Here is a 15,626-nt window from a genome sequence, read left to right on the forward strand (position 1 = left end):
ATTCCGCTGACGATGGCAATAAAAAACCCGGCTGGCGCCGGGTTTTACACGATTACTTGACGGCGTCTTTGAGCGCCTTGCCTGCCACAAAGGACGGCACATTCGCGGCTGCAATCTGGATTTCTTTACCAGTTTGCGGGTTACGGCCAGTACGGCCCGCGCGATGGTTCACCTTGAAGGTACCAAAACCCACCAACTGCACAGCATCGCCTTCTTTCAGGCTCTGGGTAATACCATTGATGATCTCTTCCAGAGCAACTTTGGCCTGAGCTTTGCTCAGATCGGCTTTGGCGGCAATTGCATCGACAAGTTGAGCTTTGTTCATAACATTTCCTTTATGATCGGGCATTTAGCACCGAGTCACTCTATTCAAAAAAAAACACTCAGGCAAAGGCTTTATCAGCCAGGTTGGCTTGAATGCTGGGGTTTTCATCAAGATCTGCGGAAATAGTCACAAATCTCACCCCTTCGTTATCGCGATGGATTGGAAGAGGAGAGCAAGTGATGGCGTCTTGTAGCCAAAACACCATCAGATGTAACAATATCCCCATACACCTATTGACGGTCAACAGGATTTTCCCTAGTTATAGGGAGTGTCGTCAGTCAATAAGAAAGGCCGGAGGCCTGTAGCGATAGCACTCCATGCCTATGCCCCACGGAGGGATTATGTTAACTGAACTGGAACAAACCAAACGCGCATTGGCAGGAAAGCATCGGGCTATCGATGACTGGCTGGATGCCAGGCAGGCTCTGCTGGTTGAATACATGCGGCTCGCCGGGCTGACGCCCGCCCGCACCAAACAGCGCTCACTCCCCGGCCATGTCGAACTGCAGCGTTTCTGCGAGCAACTGGTCGATTACGTCAGCGCCGGCCACTTCGAGATCTACAACCATGTGGTCACCGCCTTCGAAAAAGCCAGCGGCGACAAACTGGAGCTGGCCAAGCGCATCTATCCCAATATTCGGGCATGCACCGAATTCGCACTGGAATTCAACGACAAGTACAGCAACGCAGATGAGGCTCAGTTGCTGCTGCTGGATGAAGATCTGAATCAACTCGGCCCGGTACTGGAGGATCGCTTCAAACAGGAGGATCGGCTGGTCAAGGCGTTGCAAGTGGTGGAATCACTCAGCACCCGACAGGTTTGATATCCAATTTCGGAGCCAGTTCAAGATCCTGATGCGCAAGGTACATTACACTCTGTTATGACCTTTAGCACCAAACCCTATTGCTGACAGGAGATGAGAATGTCCGAGCGTCGCCGTTTTTCACGAATCCTCTACTTGACCATGGCCGACCTCGTCCAGGGCGATAAGATATGGCGTACCCAGCTGGTGGATATATCCCTCCAGGGGGCGCTCTTGATCCGGCCCGATGGCTGGGAGAGCAACGACAACAAAGAGTATGAACTGGGCTTCGTCCTGAGCGGCAGCGACATCGAGATCAAGATGCAGGTCGAACTGACCCATGAGGCCAGCAAGAAGCTGGGATTCTACTGCCACCATATCGACATCGACAGTGCGACCCACCTCAAGCGGATGGTAGAGCTCAACGTCGGAGATGAAGAGCTGCTCCATCGTGAATTGGAACAACTGCTGAACGAGCATCTGGAACACCCTCATCCCTGAGGATCCCTCCAGATGCAATAGAAAGGAGCGCCGATGGCGCTCTTTCTTTATTGCCTGGATTTATTGCCGAGATCGGCTAAATCTACGTTTTAGAACGCGGCTGCATCAATGGTCACAAGGCTTCCAGCGCATCTGCCAGTTTTTTCACCGGCACCACTTCCATTCCCTCTATGGGATGCTTGGGCGCATTGGCATGAGGCACTATGGCACGGCGGAAGCCGTGCTTGGCGGCCTCTTGCAGCCGTTCCTGACCGGATGGTACTGGCCGGATCTCGCCGGACAGGCCCACCTCACCAAACACCACCAGATCCTTGGGCAAGGCCTGATCTCTAAAGCTGGAAACCATGGCCAGCAACAGAGCCAGATCCGCACTGGTCTCTTCAACCTTGACGCCCCCCACCACGTTGATAAAGACATCCTGATCCGCCATCTGCAGCCCGCCATGACGATGCAGTACAGCCAGCAGCATGGCGAGACGGTTGTGATCCATCCCCACGGCCACCCGGCGCGGGTTGGATAGCTGGGAGTAGTCCACCAGTGCCTGCAGCTCCACCAGCAGCGGTCGGGTACCCTCCCAGATCACCATGACGATGGAGCCGGGGGCCTGCTCCTCACCCCGGCTGAGGAAGATAGCGGAAGGGTTGCTCACCTCGCGCATGCCCTGCCCCGTCATGGCAAACACACCGAGTTCGTTGACGGCACCGAAGCGGTTCTTGTGGGAACGCAGAGTGCGAAAGCGCGAATCGTTGGCGCCATCCAGCAATACAGAACAGTCGACGCAGTGCTCCAGCACCTTGGGACCCGCCAGGGTGCCATCCTTGGTCACATGGCCCACCATGAAGATGGCAACGTGATTCTGCTTGGCGTAACGGGTCAACAGGGCCGCGGCCTCCCGCACCTGGGAAACGGAGCCGGGAGATGACTGAACATCGGCCACATGCATCACCTGGATGGAGTCGATGACCATGATCTGCGGCTGCTCCTGCTGAGCTATGATGCAAATCTGCTCGACACTGGTCTCGGACAGCATGCGCAGCTTGTCGGTAGGCAGCCCCAGCCGGCTGGCACGCATCGCCACCTGCTGCAGCGACTCTTCCCCAGTCACATAGAGGGTCTTCATCCGCTCAGCCAGACCGCACATGGTCTGCAACAGCAGGGTAGACTTGCCCGCCCCCGGATTGCCGCCAATCAGAATGGCCGAACCTGGCACAACGCCGCCACCGAGCACCCGATCCAGCTCCTTGAAACCGGAGGAAAAACGGGGGATCTCTGTGGTGGCGATCTCCGCCAGCGTCTGAACCTGACTGCCGATGGCGCCGGCGTAGCCTGTGTAGCGGGCATGTTTGCCCGGCGTCACTGAGCCAAGACGCACCTCAGTGATGGTGTTCCACTCCTTGCATTCGCCGCACTGGCCTTGCCAGCGTGTGAAGTCGGCACCACATTCGGTACAAACATAGGCAGTTTTATTTTTGGCCATGGATAACTCGGAGACAGGATGAATTCCTGCTTGATATACTTGTTTGCGACCGACAGATCAAACCCAGAATCGGAAAAGTGACTTTCCGTGGCAGGAACACATGGATTCAGAACAACAACAGCACCTGATTGAACAGCTCATTCCTCTGCTCAGAGAAAAAGATTTCGATGACATCTTCAATCGCCTGACGCAGGACGAAAACAGCAACCGCCGTTTCCTGCTCAAGATGGAGATAAAGCGCAAATGCACCCCCTGCCGGCGTGTCATCGACATGCGCGACGAGCTGGGCGAAGAGTGCCTGGTCCATGAGTTTGAAGGGATCACCCACTTCATGCCGGCTGAGGCCATAGGCCTGTTTCAGTCCCAGTGCTATCTCTACCGGGATACCTACACCCTGGGTGTCAACGAGGCGCTGCAACATTGGCAGAAACACCCCCAGAGCAAGGGTGACGGTTCCTTGCCCCCCCCTGCCAGCCCGTTTCGCCAATACGATGTCAATCCCATCCCCTTCGCCAGCTACTACGGCCGACGTCAGGAGCGGATGCACTTCAGCTCGCCGGTGCTGATCAAGTTTCAGGATGGGGAGAAGCTGTTCGCCAAGAGCTCCGATCTCTCGCTGGGTGGGATGCGGGTATCGGTACCCTATCTGCCCAGCTATCACACCGGCGCGCAGGTCGAGGTCTTCTTCACCGGGCTGGAGCGGGATACCCCCAATCCGGTGCTGCACCAGCCGGTCGGCTACCAGATCCTCGGCGAAGAGAGCAAAGAGGGAAAATATTGGCTGCGGCTGGTGCGATCGGGTGAACAGCCAGCATTCGATGCCTTCCTCAGCGACTTTATCGACGCCAACAAGATCCGTTATCGAGTCAGCGTCGACTATCTGCTTTCCGCCGCCATCATCAAGGGATATGAGCAGTTTTACCTGCCACGGATGACTGGCATGCCGCTCTTCTTCGGCACTGGTGACAACCCCAACCTCGAGATTGCCCTGCGTACCGAGAACAACCAGCATCTACTAGAGTACTGGCGAGACGAGAAGAACCGTGACGCCCTGGCAGGGCTCTTCAGTGCCGAGCGAATGAAGCAGCTCTGCCCGGCCCCCGGCACTACTGTAGAGACGCTCATCTACTGCTTTACCCATACGGTGCGCAGCCATATCTACTTCTTCTCGGCCACCGCCGAGGAGCTGCGCCAGAGCGGCCTCACTGCGCTCTTTTTCCAGGTAGGCTCCCGCCGCCCCAGCTGGCGTGTCTACAAATTCTCGCTGGAGGCATGCGAGTTACGGGAAGCTGACGTCGGCCAGTTGCAAGGGCTCGAGAATCCACAGCTGCAAGACATCCTGCTGCTCGAACGGCTCAAGCAGATTGGCTACTGCGGCCTGCTGCAAGACATCAGTCAGGAATCCCTGCGCGAGGAGTTCCGCCAGGAGGGGGAGTTCAGCAATAATGCCAACGAACTGCAGCGCTTCGGCCATGATCTTGGGGCCGCCCCCTTCGAGATCGAGACGCTGCATTATGTGCAGTTGCGCAAAGAGGCACGCTACATCCACAAGACAGCCGTCGCCATCAAGCACAACGGGCGGGCCTGGCTTGGTTGGACCCGCGACATCTCGGCCCACGGCATGCAAATAGAGCTGGAAGAGGCGTTCGAGGGCGAAAAAGATGACATAGTCACCCTCGCCTTGCCCCGCCTGCAGGAGCTCTCCAAGAGCATGGATTTGCAACGCCTCCCCTACCGACTGGTCAGCATCAACCTGACCCGGACCATGCTGCATCTGTGTATCGAGGGGGACCCTGAGCGCCACATCGGTCGCCAATTCTTCAGCCTGTTGATCGAGAGCAACCAGAACAAACTCAAGGCAGCGCAGGAGCAGCGTCGTTACCGCGGCATGGCCAGGGCGCTGCGCAACATCTACACCCATCATATCTTCAGCACCCCCGTCTACATCAACAAACTGAAGGGCGCACCCAAGCCGGCCTCGGTAGGCCATGCCCCGCAGGATCGCAGCCTGTCACGTCTGTTGCGGGCCTGTGCCGAGAAGGGGGATCAGGACAACCTCTATCCCCTGTTCCACGGGGATCTGCTCAAGCAGCTGATCATGAACCCGCTACGCGCCATCGAACGGGAAGACAAGCCACAGGAGGAAGAGGTCTACATCGCCAGTCTGCGCACGCCGGCCGGCTTGCCCGTCTTCTCCAGCCGGCTGGCCAGCAGTTTTCAGGACATGGCGGAAAAACGCAGCTTCATCGAGCTGGCACTGCGTCAGGGGGAGTTTTATTCGGTGCTGGTTGGCATTTCTCGCACCGGCCGACCCGATACCAACTTCATCGCCAACGAGCTGGATTACATCGCCAAGTTCGCCATCCACAAGGCCAGGAAGCTGGAGGAGGAGCTGTGGAGCGTGGTGGGTGTGGGTGAACTAACCGATACCAGCCAGGCCACCCTGTTCCGGCTCGGCATCACCCCGCCCATCAATTGAGCGGCAACTCATGCCAATGAACCGGCCCAAGCGCGGATATCGACCAGGTAAACCAGCCTTGTCTCGCCATCACGCCGTCTGCGGGTTAAGCAGCCACGCGAGGATCTGCGGGAAGTGATCCTCCTGTGCCTGTGGCGCAGTCAGCATGTTGATGTGATCGTAATCGAGCCGGTTGCCGTTGTCCTTGCCAAGCCGAGTATGGCGTGTGACAGCCCCCATCTCGGCACTGAAGCGACGCACGTCGGTCGGGTGCCCCAATACCTTGTCAGCCTTGGCTGAAATCATCCAGAGCGGCGGCCAGTTGACCCTGGCCGCCGCTTCGTCATAGGCAAAGCCGTCGTGCGGATCCTGCCAGGGGCCGCACTTGATCCAGGGGATAGTCTCCTGCAGGTAGCGCAGTGGCTCGTCATCGGCCCCCATCTTCAGGCTGCGGGCAGCCAGAAAACCGCTGCGCCGCGCCAGCCAGGGCGCCAGCCGATTCCAGATGATATCCACCTTCAACCAGCGTTCCGGGTTCTGCACCGAGATGCCACGCTTGGTACCAAAGAACACCAGGCTGGCGATCTGCACGGCCAACTCAGGCAAACGCACCAGGGTCGAGGCCATGATGACGCCCCCCCAGGAGTGAGCCATCCAGTGCAGCCTGAAGCCGGCATGGCGCGCCGCAATCCAGCGGTGCAGGGCCGGCAGATCCTCGGTGATCAGCTCGTGCTGGCCATGCCCGGCTTGCACGGCAATAGCCGGGGTGCTCAGACCCCGGCCGCGCAGGTCGGCCACATAGACCTGATAACCGTGGCGCGCCAGGAAACAAGCAAGCCCCTTGCCCGATTCGGTATAGAAGATACGGCCATTCTCGATGGCACCATGCACCATCAGGATCGGCTCAGCATGCACGGCGACCCGTGGCTGAATGTGGCGCACGTGCAGCTGGTGCTCACCACAGGGAATAAACAGGGACTGCTGTAACAGTTCCATCACTATGCCAGGACCTCCTTGACATGGGACAGGTAACTCAAGATCCGTGACGATCCCAACGGCGATCGCGACAGGCAAGGGCACCGAGCAGACAGATGACCCCTTCCAAATCATGATGGTTGAGGGTGGCGGCCGCCTGGGCCCGTACCAGCGGCTTGGCGTGGATGGCAATGCCAAGAGCGGCCACCGCCATCATCTTGAGATCGTTAGCACCATCGCCGATGGCCACGGTTTGACCTGCGGAAATATCAAAGTCGCTCGCCAACTGTTGCAGCACCTCGGCCTTGACGCTGGCGTCCACTATGCGCCCGCTCACCTTGCCAGTCAGTCGCCCCTCCTCAACCGCCAGCTCGTTGGCGAAGATGGCGTCCAGCCCCAGCACCTGCTGCAGCTCGCCGGCGAAGCGGGTGAAGCCCCCCGAGGCGATCGCCACCTTCCAGCCCGCCTGCTTGAGGGTATCGACCATCAGTTGCAGGCCCGGCATCCAGGGCATTTGGGCCGCCACCTCGTCGAGGATGGTGACCGGCGCCCCTGCCAGCAGGGCGACCCGATTGCGCAGGCTGTCGGAGAACTCCAGCTTGCCCTGCATGGCGGCGGCCGTCACGGCGGCCACCTGCTCACCCACTCCCGCCAGACGGGCGATCTCGTCGATGCACTCGATCTGGATGGCAGTGGAGTCCATGTCCATCACCAGCAAGCCGGGCTCACTCAGAGTCGGCAGCACCGGCAAATGGCAGATGTCGATGTCCCACTCCCCGGTCTTGAGCAACTGCACCAGCTCGGGGGAAAACCTGTCCGTCCCCAACAGCAGCAAGGGCACCCCGGCCGGAGTGCTCGGCGGATAGAGCTGAGCCTGCATATCCTGCGCGGCCAGCAACTCGGCCAGGCGTGCCAGATGGCGGGCGGCAAGGTGCTTGCCAAACAGCACCAGCCAGGCGCCATCCAGCGGTTTGGCGACGGGCAGCAGCGCCTGCGGCGTCAATTGCCACCAGGGGGCACTGGGCAGGCACTCTGGCCACTCGGACAAGGCAGCAGGTAATTGGGACAACAGCATAGAGATAGAGCCTTCCTTGATGATCATGGGGTTAACAACGCGGGCCCAGAGTAGCGTATTGCTTTTTATACAGGCAAGCGCCAAGATCCCGCCACCGCTCGTCGTCAGGAGGCTCAACGCTTGCGTCATCTTCCCATCAAACGTGTTCTCAGTCTGGGTGCCGGCATTTTGCTCGGCCTCTGGGTGCTCGGTGTGCTCATTCATATGCAGGGCGAGAGCCAGGCCTCGCTGCACAGCGAGGCGCGCAACCGTGCCCAGGCGCTGGTCGCCTATGCCGCCCGTGACATGAAGCGCTGGATCAAGGAAGACAAGAACAGCGAGCTGGAACGGCTGGCCCAGGATCTGGCCGCCGAGCCCGAGATCCTCGATGCCACCCTCTATGACGCCCGTGGCATCCCCCTCGCCCAATCGGACGCCGCCGTGCCACTGGACAGCCTGTTGCCCATCGGCGACAACAACAAATCGGTGCCGGAACAGGGCAAGGGCCGCATCCAGTTTGTGCAGGAGATCCTGGATGGGGAGCAGACCATAGGCTACCTGCGCATCACACTGGAAGAGCAGAAACTGCTGGCGGACAAGGACACCCGACTCAAGGTGGTGCAAGAAAAACAGCGGCTGATGCTGCTGGTGGCGCTGCTGGCCGGCCTGCTCATCTCCTACGGCGTGCGCCGCAACTACATGCGGGTACGCAAGCACAAGAAGAAGAGCCCGCCCCAGACGCCCAGTCCCTGAAAAACCGAGCCCCCCCCCAAAAAACTGCACATATAAAAACGGCGACCCTGAGGTCGCCGTTTTGCGTGGAGCCAAAGGCTGCGGGATCAGTCACCCAGCAGCACAGAGTCCAGTGCAATTTCGATCATGTCGTTGAAGGTCAGCTGACGCTCTTCGGAGGTGGTCTGCTCACCGGTACGGATATGGTCGGAGACTGTGCAGATGGTCAGTGCCTTGGCGCCGTACTCTGCGGCCACGCCGTAGATACCGGCGGCTTCCATCTCGACACCCAGGATGCCGTACTTTTCCATGACATCGAACATAGAAGGGTCTGGGCTGTAGAACAGGTCGGCAGAGAAGATGTTACCAACGCGCACGGCAACACCCTTGTTTTTGGCCGCTTGCACAGCATTGGCAACCAGGCCGAAGTCGGCGATGGCGGCGAAGTCGTGATCCTTGAAGCGCAGACGGTTGACCTTGGAATCGGTACATGCACCCATGCCGATCACTACGTCACGCAGCTTCACGTCTTCACGCACTGCGCCACAGGAGCCCACGCGGATCAGGGTCTTCACACCGTAGTCGGTGATCAGCTCTTTGGCGTAGATGGAGCAGGACGGAATACCCATGCCGTGGCCCATGACGGAGATACGACGACCCTTGTAGGTGCCGGTGAAGCCGAGCATGCTGCGCACGTCGCACACCTGCTCGACGTTCTCCAGGAAGGTTTCGGCGATGTACTTGGCGCGCAGGGGGTCGCCCGGCATCAGTACGGTATCAGCAAAGGCGCCATCTTTCGCATTGATATGAGGAGTTGCCATTCTCTTGATTCCTTCACACTAGGTTGAGTTTTATTGTCTTTATTGGTTGCCCGCCACCGAAGTGACGGGCGGGTAAATTACAGGAAGCTGGTACCGTATTCCAATTTCGGCAAACCGTGGTAGGCCGCTATGCTCTGGCCGATATCGGCAAAGGTCTCACGACGACCGATTGAGCCAGCCTTGACCGGCTTGCCGAAGAAGAGCACGGGAATGTATTCACGGGTGTGATCCGTGCCGCCCCAGGTCGGATCACAGCCGTGATCAGCGGTCAGCACCACCACATCGCCATCTTGCAACATCGCGAACAGCTCCGGCAGACGGGAGTCGAAATACTCCAGTGCATCGGCGTAGCCTTTCACGTCACGACGGTGACCATAGGAGGAGTCGAAATCGACGAAGTTGGTGAAGACGATGGTATTGTCACCGGCCGCTTTCACCTCTTCCAGAGTGCGATCCCACAGCTCGGTCAGACCGGTACCCTTTACCTGCTTGGTGATACCCTGGTTGGCATAGATGTCGGCGATCTTGCCGATGGAGACCACCTGGCCACCCGCGTCTTTCATGTAATCCAGCACAGTGGGTGCCGGTGGCAGCACCGAGTAGTCGTGACGATTGCCGGTGCGCTTGAAGTTGCCCTTGCCGCTGCCCACGAACGGACGCGCGATGACGCGACCTATGTTGTAAGGCTCCAGCAGCTCGCGCACTATGTGGCACAGCTCATAGAGCTTCTCAAGACCATAGGTCTCTTCATGACAGGCGATCTGGAACACAGAGTCGGCAGAGGTATAGAGGATCGGCTTGCCGGTACGCATGTGCTCTTCGCCGAGATCGTCCAGCACCTGGGTGCCAGAGGCATGGCAGTTGCCCAGATATCCAGGCAGACCCGCCTTCTCGACGATGGCGTCCAGCAGCGCCTGCGGGAAGCTGTTGTGGTGATCCTTGAAGTAACCCCACTCGAACAGCACGGGCACGCCAGCGATCTCCCAGTGGCCGGAGGGCGTGTCCTTGCCGGAGGAGAGCTCCTGGGCGAAACCGTAGGCACCGACCACCTCGATATCCTTCTTCAAGCCTGCCGGGAAGTAGCCGGAGGCCAGCTCCCCCGCATGGCCCAGACCCAGCTTGTTCAGGTTCGGCAGATTGAGGGCGCCACGGCCTTCAATTTCACCGGCTGCACAGGCCTTGGCAATGTGGCCAAGGGTGTTGGCGCCCACATCTCCGAACTTGTCGGCATCGGCAGCAGCGCCAATACCGAAAGAGTCCATCATCAGAATAAAGGTACGTTTCATGGGTTTTCCCCTTGTTACAAATCAGCCAGACCGATGCGACGGTAAACCTCAGGCAACGCCTGGGGCTGAGTGTCACCGATCTTGACAGCCGCCTGCACCATGCTGGCAGCCTGAGCAAATTGATCGTCAGTTTGAGCGTGGATCAGGGCAATCGGCTTGTCAGCATCGACGCTCTGGCCCAGGCGGATAACGTCGGTCAGACCGACGGCGTAATCGAGTTTGTCACCGGCAGCACGACGACCGCCGCCCATGGCGACCACGGCCAGACCCAGCTCCCGGGTATCCATGGCGGTCACGAAGCCGGCATTGGCGGCATACACAGGGCGCACAATGGCAGCCTTGGGCAGGTGACTGTCATAACGTTCCATGAAGTCGGACGGACCACCGAGCCCGGTCACCATGCGCCCGAAGATCTCGGCAGCCTTGCCGTTGTCGAGCACGGCCTGCAGCTTGCGACGGGCATCGCTGTCGTCGCAGGCCAGATGGGCGGAGATCAGCATCTCGGCGCACAGGCTCATGGTGACTTCGTGAATGCGCGGGTTGCGGTATTCACCGGTCAGGTAACGCACCGCCTCGCGCACTTCAACCCCGTTACCGGCGCTGGAGGCCAGCACCTGGTTCATGTCGGTCAGCAGGGCCGAGGTACGACAACCAGCACCGTTGGCCACCGCCACTATGCTCTTGGCCAGCTCTTCGGAGGCTTCGAAGGTCGGCATAAAGGCGCCTGAGCCCACTTTCACATCCATCACCAGCGCTTCCAGCCCGGAGGCGAGCTTCTTGGAGAGGATGGAGCCGGTGATCATGGCGATGGATTCGACGGTGGCGGTGATGTCACGTACTGCATAGATACGCTTGTCAGCGGGGGCGAGATCGCCGGTCTGGCCTATGATGGCGACACCGGCCTCTTTCACCACGTTCAGGAAACGATCGTTATCGACCGAGGTCTGGTAGCCGGGGATGGCATCCAGCTTGTCCAGAGTACCGCCGGTATGACCCAGACCACGACCGGAGATCATGGGCACGAAGCCACCGCAAGCGGCGACCATGGGGCCCAGCATCAGGGAAACCACATCCCCCACACCACCGGTGGAGTGCTTGTCAACAATCGGGCCGCCCAGGTTCAGGTGATCCCAGTTCAATACCATGCCGGAGTCACGCATGGCGCAGGTCAGGGCAACCCGCTCATCCATGCTCATGTCTTTGAAGTAAACCGCCATGGCGAGCGCCGCAATCTGGCCCTCGCCGATGGTGTTGTTGGTAATGCCCTGCACGAAGAATTGAATCTCTTGGGTACTGAGCGCTTCACCATTGCGCTTCTTTCGAATAATTTCTTGAGGCAAAAACATCCTTCATTCCCTCCGCCGTTGCTAGCGTCACATAAGCCGTTATCCCTGCCCGCGCACCATATGGCGTAGGCATAACAGGGCAAGCCACGCTCGCCCTCTCATCAACTTATTAGTAACCGCTGGTGTTGGCAGGCTTGTCGCCGTGTCCCAGCGTGGCCAGCAAGCTGGCGAGCAGGCTGGAGGCGCCGAAGCGGAAGGTACGGGCACAGACCCAATCTTTGCCGAGGATCTCTTCGGCCATGGCCAGGTACTGATCGGCAACGGCTGCATCTTTCACACCACCAGCCGGCTTAAAGCCGACTTTCGGGTTCTTGGCCTTGATCACTTCCATCATGATGCGGGCCGCTTCCGGGGTTGCGTTGACGGGCACTTTGCCGGTGGAGGTTTTGATGAAATCGGCACCGGCATCGATACAAATTTCGGAAGCGCGACGGATCAGTGCTGCTTCTTTCAGTTCACCGGTCTCGATGATCACTTTCAACAGCACCTTGGTGCCACAGGCTTCCTTACATGCTTTGACCAGATCAGAACCGATCTGTTCATTGCCCGCCATGAAGGCACGGTACGGGAACACCACGTCCACTTCATCGGCACCGTAAGCCACGGCGGCGCGGGTCTCGGCCACGGCGATCTCGATGTCGTCGTTGCCATGGGGGAAGTTGGTCACGGTGGCGATGCGCACGTCGGCGGCACCGAGCTCACGCAAGGTCTTGCGAGCGATAGGGATAAAACGGGGGTAGATGCAGACGGCGGCAGTCAGGCCAGCCGGAGACTTGGCCTTGCGGCACAGGTCGATGACCTTCTGATCGGTGTCATCATCGTTCAGAGTGGTCAGGTCCATCAGGTTCAGGGCGCGTTGGGCGGCCAGTTTCAGATCAGTCATTCTGTTCTCCAAAGTCTCGATTTAATCCTGATTCCAGGGGCGAGCGCCTGCGTGTCGCAGCGCAACCAGCAAGACACGACTCCCAAGGATACGGGAATGGAATTACAGCGCGCCGCACAGGCAATGTAGCTGTAAATAAGGCAAGAGCCCTGTCACTTTCTTACAAAAGTACGGACTTGGTTCCATGAAGACTTGAGAAGGGCCGACAACTGATGACCCGACTTCCCAATCAATTCCATTTGACCGCCAACACCCGATTTGATCGGATATTAGTCATTGCCAGCACCCTGCTGGCAATGCCTATTTCAGCCGAGATACCCCGTGTTTGCAAGCCGGATTTGCCAATTTCAGAGGTACCTCACATCTGGCAAATCCGTTACTGGAACGTGCGTTAAGAGAAGAAACGCGTGAGTATCCAGGAGTAAGCCATGCCCCCCAGATAGACTCCTACGATCCCCATCACCCCTGACAGGACGGGGGGGGCCGGGATCGGCAATTTGAGGAAAGAAAACAACAAGCCAACGATAAAGCCGGCCGCTATCGCCAGTAGCACTTCATGCATATAACCTCCGATTTGACTCAATTTTTATTATTAGTTTAGGAAGGAAAACGGTTGTCACCGCCCCAAACGCGAACGCCACAGCATTTCGCTGTGGCGTTCGTCTTTACCTGAATATCAGGCAAACATTACATGGCTGTCAGTGCCAGGAAGAAGCCTGCGATAGTGGCAGACATCAGGTTGGACAGTGACCCCGCCAATACGGCTTTCAGACCAAAGCGAGCAATGGTACCGCGACGATTCGGTGCCATTGAGCCCAGACCACCCAGCAGGATAGCAACAGAGGAGAGGTTGGCAAAACCGCACAGGGCGAAGGAGATGATGGCCTTGGTGTGGTCAGACATGGGCACGCCATTGATCAGCAGCTCATCCTTCAGATAGGGGGCAAAGTTCAGGTAAGCCACGAATTCGTTCACCACCAGCTTCTGGCCGATGAAGGAACCGGCAACCACGGCTTCGCTCCAGGGTACCCCGATCAGGAAAGCCAGCGGGGAGAACAACCAGCCCAGCAGCAGTTCCAGAGAAAGCTCAGGCATGCCGAACCAACCACCCACACCGGAGAAAATACCGTTGATCATGGCGATGAGGCCGATGAACGCCAGCAGCATGGCACCCACGTTCAGGGCCAGTTGCAGGCCGGCGGAGGCACCGGCGGCGGCGGCATCGATCACGTTGGCAGGCTTGTCTTCCAGATCGCCGTCGGCATTGCTTTCGTCATAGTTGGGAGTCTCGGTTTCCGGTACCAGCAACTTGGCGAACAGCAGACCACCCGGGGCAGCCATGAAGGAGGCAGCGATCAGGTATTCCATCTTGACGCCCATGGAGGCGTAACCAGCCAGCACGGAACCGGCAACGGAGGCCAGACCACCACACATGACGGCGAACAGCTCGGAGTCTGTCATCTTGGAGATGTAGGGACGAACCACCAGCGGCGCTTCAGTCTGACCGACGAAGATGTTGGCAGTGGCAGACAGGGACTCGGTACGGGAAGTGCCCAGTACTTTTTGCAGGGCACCGCCCAGCAGCTTGATCACCCACTGCATGATGCCCAGATAATAGAGAACCGCGATCAGCGAGGAGAAGAAGATGATGACGGGCAGAACGCGGAAGGCAAAGATAAAGCCGCCGCCACCGAACACTTCAAACATCTTGTTGCTGACCAGGCCACCGAACAGGAAGTCGATGCCACTCTGGCCATAACCGATGACGCTGGAAACGGCATTGGATACACCGACCAGAATATCTCGGCCAACCGGGACGTACAGCACGAATGCACCCAGGCCAGCTTGAATTGCGAAGGCACCGCCTACGGTGCGAATTTTTATTGCTTTGCGATTACTGGAGAACAGCACCGCGATAAGGATGAGCGTTGCCATCCCCACCAGACCCATAATCAAATTCATTATTAACACTTCCTCTTTAGTAGCACCTTCCAGCTTGTTAACAGCTTGTATCTCAACGCCATCAATCAAGGGTGCGCATTATACTAATTACGGTGCGACAAAGTAGAATGCTGGTCACATTTTATGAGCATGAAATACGCTAGAGGTCGCCAAATTAGACCGCAAACGATTTTTAGTCGCTCCGTTTTTTATCATGATGCTATCAAGAGTTAATCAGGTGTTAATTTAAGTGTGCCTGAGCGGAAAAGTGTGCAAAGTGGATTCATGTAACACCGCGACAACATGGCCCAAGGGCTGTTGCCGCAATTCGGCCAAGAGTTGTGCAATCTTAGGCAAGTTGGCGGGGGTATTAGGGAGACCCTGCTGACCCTGTAACGGCATATCGGGCGCATCCGTCTCCAGCAACAGGGCCTCCAGCGGCATGTCGCGGATCGCCTCCCGGGTCTTGTTGGCCCGCTCATAGCTGATGACGCCACCTATTCCAAGCCTGAACCCAAGCTGCCAGAACGCCTGTCCCTGTTGCAGTGAACCGCTGAAGGCGTGAATGACGCCACCCCGGGCCGGTTTGAAACGCCTGAGTATTTTTGCGACCGTATCGTTGGCCCGCACCGAGTGGACGATCAGCGGCAACTCATGATCCATGGCCAGCCTGATTTGTGCCTCAAACAACTCGACCTGCCCTTCCTGCGGTACATGGGATCGCAGATCCAGTCCACATTCGCCGACCGCCACCAATCCACGGGGTCTGGCAGCCAATAACGCTTGCAATCGCGTCAGTGCTCCCTGGGCCTGGGTGCCCACATACCAGGGGTGAATGCCCAGCCCGTAAGTGATCTCCGGGTACTGCTCCGCCAGCGCCATCACGCGAGTCCAGTTTTCCTCTCCCACTGCGGGGATGATATACTCGCCCACCCCCAACTGCCGACACTCTGCCAGCAACGCCGCCCTGTCTGGATCGAAGACGGGAAAATCGAGATGGCAATGGGTGTCGATCAGTTGCATG

15 protein-coding genes are annotated in these 15,626 nt (G+C 58.4%); 4 read left to right on the forward strand and 11 right to left on the reverse strand.

Annotated elements, in window-relative coordinates:
- Positions 1-52: 52 nt before the first annotated feature.
- Positions 53-325, reverse strand: coding sequence for a nucleoid-associated protein HU-alpha (gene hupA, locus WJM78_RS17625; protein ID WP_005305063.1), 273 nt, complete (start codon positions 323-325; stop codon positions 53-55).
- Positions 326-666: 341 nt separating this feature from the next.
- On the opposite strand from hupA, the gene rsd reads away from it, so the two are divergent.
- On the forward strand, positions 667-1,149 hold the full coding sequence (gene rsd / locus WJM78_RS17630) for a sigma D regulator (protein ID WP_108536200.1): 483 nt from the start codon (positions 667-669) through the stop codon (positions 1,147-1,149).
- A gap of 99 nt (positions 1,150-1,248) precedes the next feature.
- Entirely contained in the window at positions 1,249-1,629 is a 381-nt protein-coding gene (locus WJM78_RS17635) for a PilZ domain-containing protein (RefSeq protein WP_275930542.1), read from the forward strand.
- 112 nt (positions 1,630-1,741) lie between these two features.
- Here the strand turns inward: WJM78_RS17635 and radA are convergent, their stop codons facing one another.
- Entirely contained in the window at positions 1,742-3,106 is a 1,365-nt protein-coding gene (gene radA / locus WJM78_RS17640; protein WP_108536201.1) for a DNA repair protein RadA, read from the reverse strand.
- Positions 3,107-3,206: 100 nt separating this feature from the next.
- Between radA and WJM78_RS17645 the strand changes: the two genes are divergently transcribed.
- On the forward strand, positions 3,207-5,585 hold the full coding sequence (locus WJM78_RS17645; RefSeq protein ID WP_339010832.1) for a PilZ domain-containing protein: 2,379 nt from the start codon (positions 3,207-3,209) through the stop codon (positions 5,583-5,585).
- A gap of 69 nt (positions 5,586-5,654) precedes the next feature.
- Here WJM78_RS17645 and WJM78_RS17650 read toward each other — a convergent pair whose 3' ends face one another.
- The gene (locus WJM78_RS17650; RefSeq protein ID WP_339015912.1) at positions 5,655-6,560 is read right to left on the reverse strand and encodes an alpha/beta fold hydrolase; all 906 of its coding nucleotides are present in this window, start codon (positions 6,558-6,560) and stop codon (positions 5,655-5,657) included.
- A 37-nt stretch (positions 6,561-6,597) separates the two neighbouring features.
- Positions 6,598-7,614, reverse strand: a complete 1,017-nt coding sequence (gene serB, locus WJM78_RS17655; RefSeq protein ID WP_287145810.1) for a phosphoserine phosphatase SerB — start codon at positions 7,612-7,614, stop codon at positions 6,598-6,600.
- A 120-nt stretch (positions 7,615-7,734) separates the two neighbouring features.
- Here serB and WJM78_RS17660 point away from each other — a divergent pair, with 120 nt between their 5' ends.
- The gene (locus WJM78_RS17660; RefSeq protein WP_212512757.1) at positions 7,735-8,346 is read left to right on the forward strand and encodes an AhpA/YtjB family protein; all 612 of its coding nucleotides are present in this window, start codon (positions 7,735-7,737) and stop codon (positions 8,344-8,346) included.
- Positions 8,347-8,432: 86 nt separating this feature from the next.
- Here the strand turns inward: WJM78_RS17660 and deoD are convergent, their stop codons facing one another.
- The 7 genes from deoD to WJM78_RS17695 form a co-directional block, all read right to left on the reverse strand.
- Complete coding sequence (deoD, locus tag WJM78_RS17665; protein ID WP_042036191.1) at positions 8,433-9,146, reverse strand: purine-nucleoside phosphorylase; 714 nt, start codon at positions 9,144-9,146, stop codon at positions 8,433-8,435.
- A gap of 77 nt (positions 9,147-9,223) precedes the next feature.
- Positions 9,224-10,432: a phosphopentomutase gene (locus WJM78_RS17670; RefSeq protein WP_339010833.1), complete on the reverse strand. Its 1,209-nt coding sequence runs from the start codon at positions 10,430-10,432 to the stop codon at positions 9,224-9,226.
- Positions 10,433-10,446: 14 nt separating this feature from the next.
- Positions 10,447-11,778, reverse strand: a complete 1,332-nt coding sequence (gene deoA / locus WJM78_RS17675; protein WP_339010834.1) for a thymidine phosphorylase — start codon at positions 11,776-11,778, stop codon at positions 10,447-10,449.
- 109 nt (positions 11,779-11,887) lie between these two features.
- Positions 11,888-12,661 (reverse strand): deoxyribose-phosphate aldolase, encoded by a 774-nt coding sequence (gene deoC / locus WJM78_RS17680; protein WP_042036196.1) that lies wholly within the window; start codon positions 12,659-12,661, stop codon positions 11,888-11,890.
- A gap of 391 nt (positions 12,662-13,052) precedes the next feature.
- Positions 13,053-13,223 (reverse strand): XapX domain-containing protein, encoded by a 171-nt coding sequence (locus WJM78_RS17685; RefSeq protein WP_042036197.1) that lies wholly within the window; start codon positions 13,221-13,223, stop codon positions 13,053-13,055.
- 125 nt (positions 13,224-13,348) lie between these two features.
- A complete protein-coding gene (locus tag WJM78_RS17690) occupies positions 13,349-14,623 on the reverse strand; it encodes a NupC/NupG family nucleoside CNT transporter (protein ID WP_042036199.1) in 1,275 nt (424 codons plus the stop codon).
- Positions 14,624-14,848: 225 nt separating this feature from the next.
- Positions 14,849-15,625, reverse strand: a complete 777-nt coding sequence (locus WJM78_RS17695) for a TatD family hydrolase (RefSeq protein ID WP_339010835.1) — start codon at positions 15,623-15,625, stop codon at positions 14,849-14,851.
- Position 15,626: the final 1 nt, after the last annotated feature.

The sequence above is a fragment of the Aeromonas popoffii genome, from assembly GCF_037818705.1.
Taxonomy (GTDB): Bacteria; Pseudomonadota; Gammaproteobacteria; order Enterobacterales; family Aeromonadaceae; genus Aeromonas; species Aeromonas popoffii.

What these genes read in the sequence shown, in the direction of transcription:
- WJM78_RS17685 (WP_042036197.1), bottom strand. Translation starts at nt 13,223, where the DNA reads ATGCATGAAGTGCTACTGGCGATAGCGGCCGGCTTTATCGTTGGCTTG.
- serB (WP_287145810.1), bottom strand. Translation starts at nt 7,614, where the DNA reads ATGCTGTTGTCCCAATTACCTGCTGCCTTGTCCGAGTGGCCAGAGTGC.
- hupA (WP_005305063.1), bottom strand. Translation starts at nt 325, where the DNA reads ATGAACAAAGCTCAACTTGTCGATGCAATTGCCGCCAAAGCCGATCTG.
- WJM78_RS17695 (WP_339010835.1), bottom strand. Translation starts at nt 15,625, where the DNA reads ATGCAACTGATCGACACCCATTGCCATCTCGATTTTCCCGTCTTCGAT.
- WJM78_RS17670 (WP_339010833.1), bottom strand. Translation starts at nt 10,432, where the DNA reads ATGAAACGTACCTTTATTCTGATGATGGACTCTTTCGGTATTGGCGCT.
- WJM78_RS17635 (WP_275930542.1), top strand. Translation starts at nt 1,249, where the DNA reads ATGTCCGAGCGTCGCCGTTTTTCACGAATCCTCTACTTGACCATGGCC.
- rsd (WP_108536200.1), top strand. Translation starts at nt 667, where the DNA reads ATGTTAACTGAACTGGAACAAACCAAACGCGCATTGGCAGGAAAGCAT.
- radA (WP_108536201.1), bottom strand. Translation starts at nt 3,106, where the DNA reads ATGGCCAAAAATAAAACTGCCTATGTTTGTACCGAATGTGGTGCCGAC.
- WJM78_RS17645 (WP_339010832.1), top strand. Translation starts at nt 3,207, where the DNA reads ATGGATTCAGAACAACAACAGCACCTGATTGAACAGCTCATTCCTCTG.
- deoA (WP_339010834.1), bottom strand. Translation starts at nt 11,778, where the DNA reads ATGTTTTTGCCTCAAGAAATTATTCGAAAGAAGCGCAATGGTGAAGCG.
- deoD (WP_042036191.1), bottom strand. Translation starts at nt 9,146, where the DNA reads ATGGCAACTCCTCATATCAATGCGAAAGATGGCGCCTTTGCTGATACC.
- WJM78_RS17650 (WP_339015912.1), bottom strand. Translation starts at nt 6,560, where the DNA reads ATGGAACTGTTACAGCAGTCCCTGTTTATTCCCTGTGGTGAGCACCAG.
- deoC (WP_042036196.1), bottom strand. Translation starts at nt 12,661, where the DNA reads ATGACTGATCTGAAACTGGCCGCCCAACGCGCCCTGAACCTGATGGAC.
- WJM78_RS17690 (WP_042036199.1), bottom strand. Translation starts at nt 14,623, where the DNA reads ATGAATTTGATTATGGGTCTGGTGGGGATGGCAACGCTCATCCTTATC.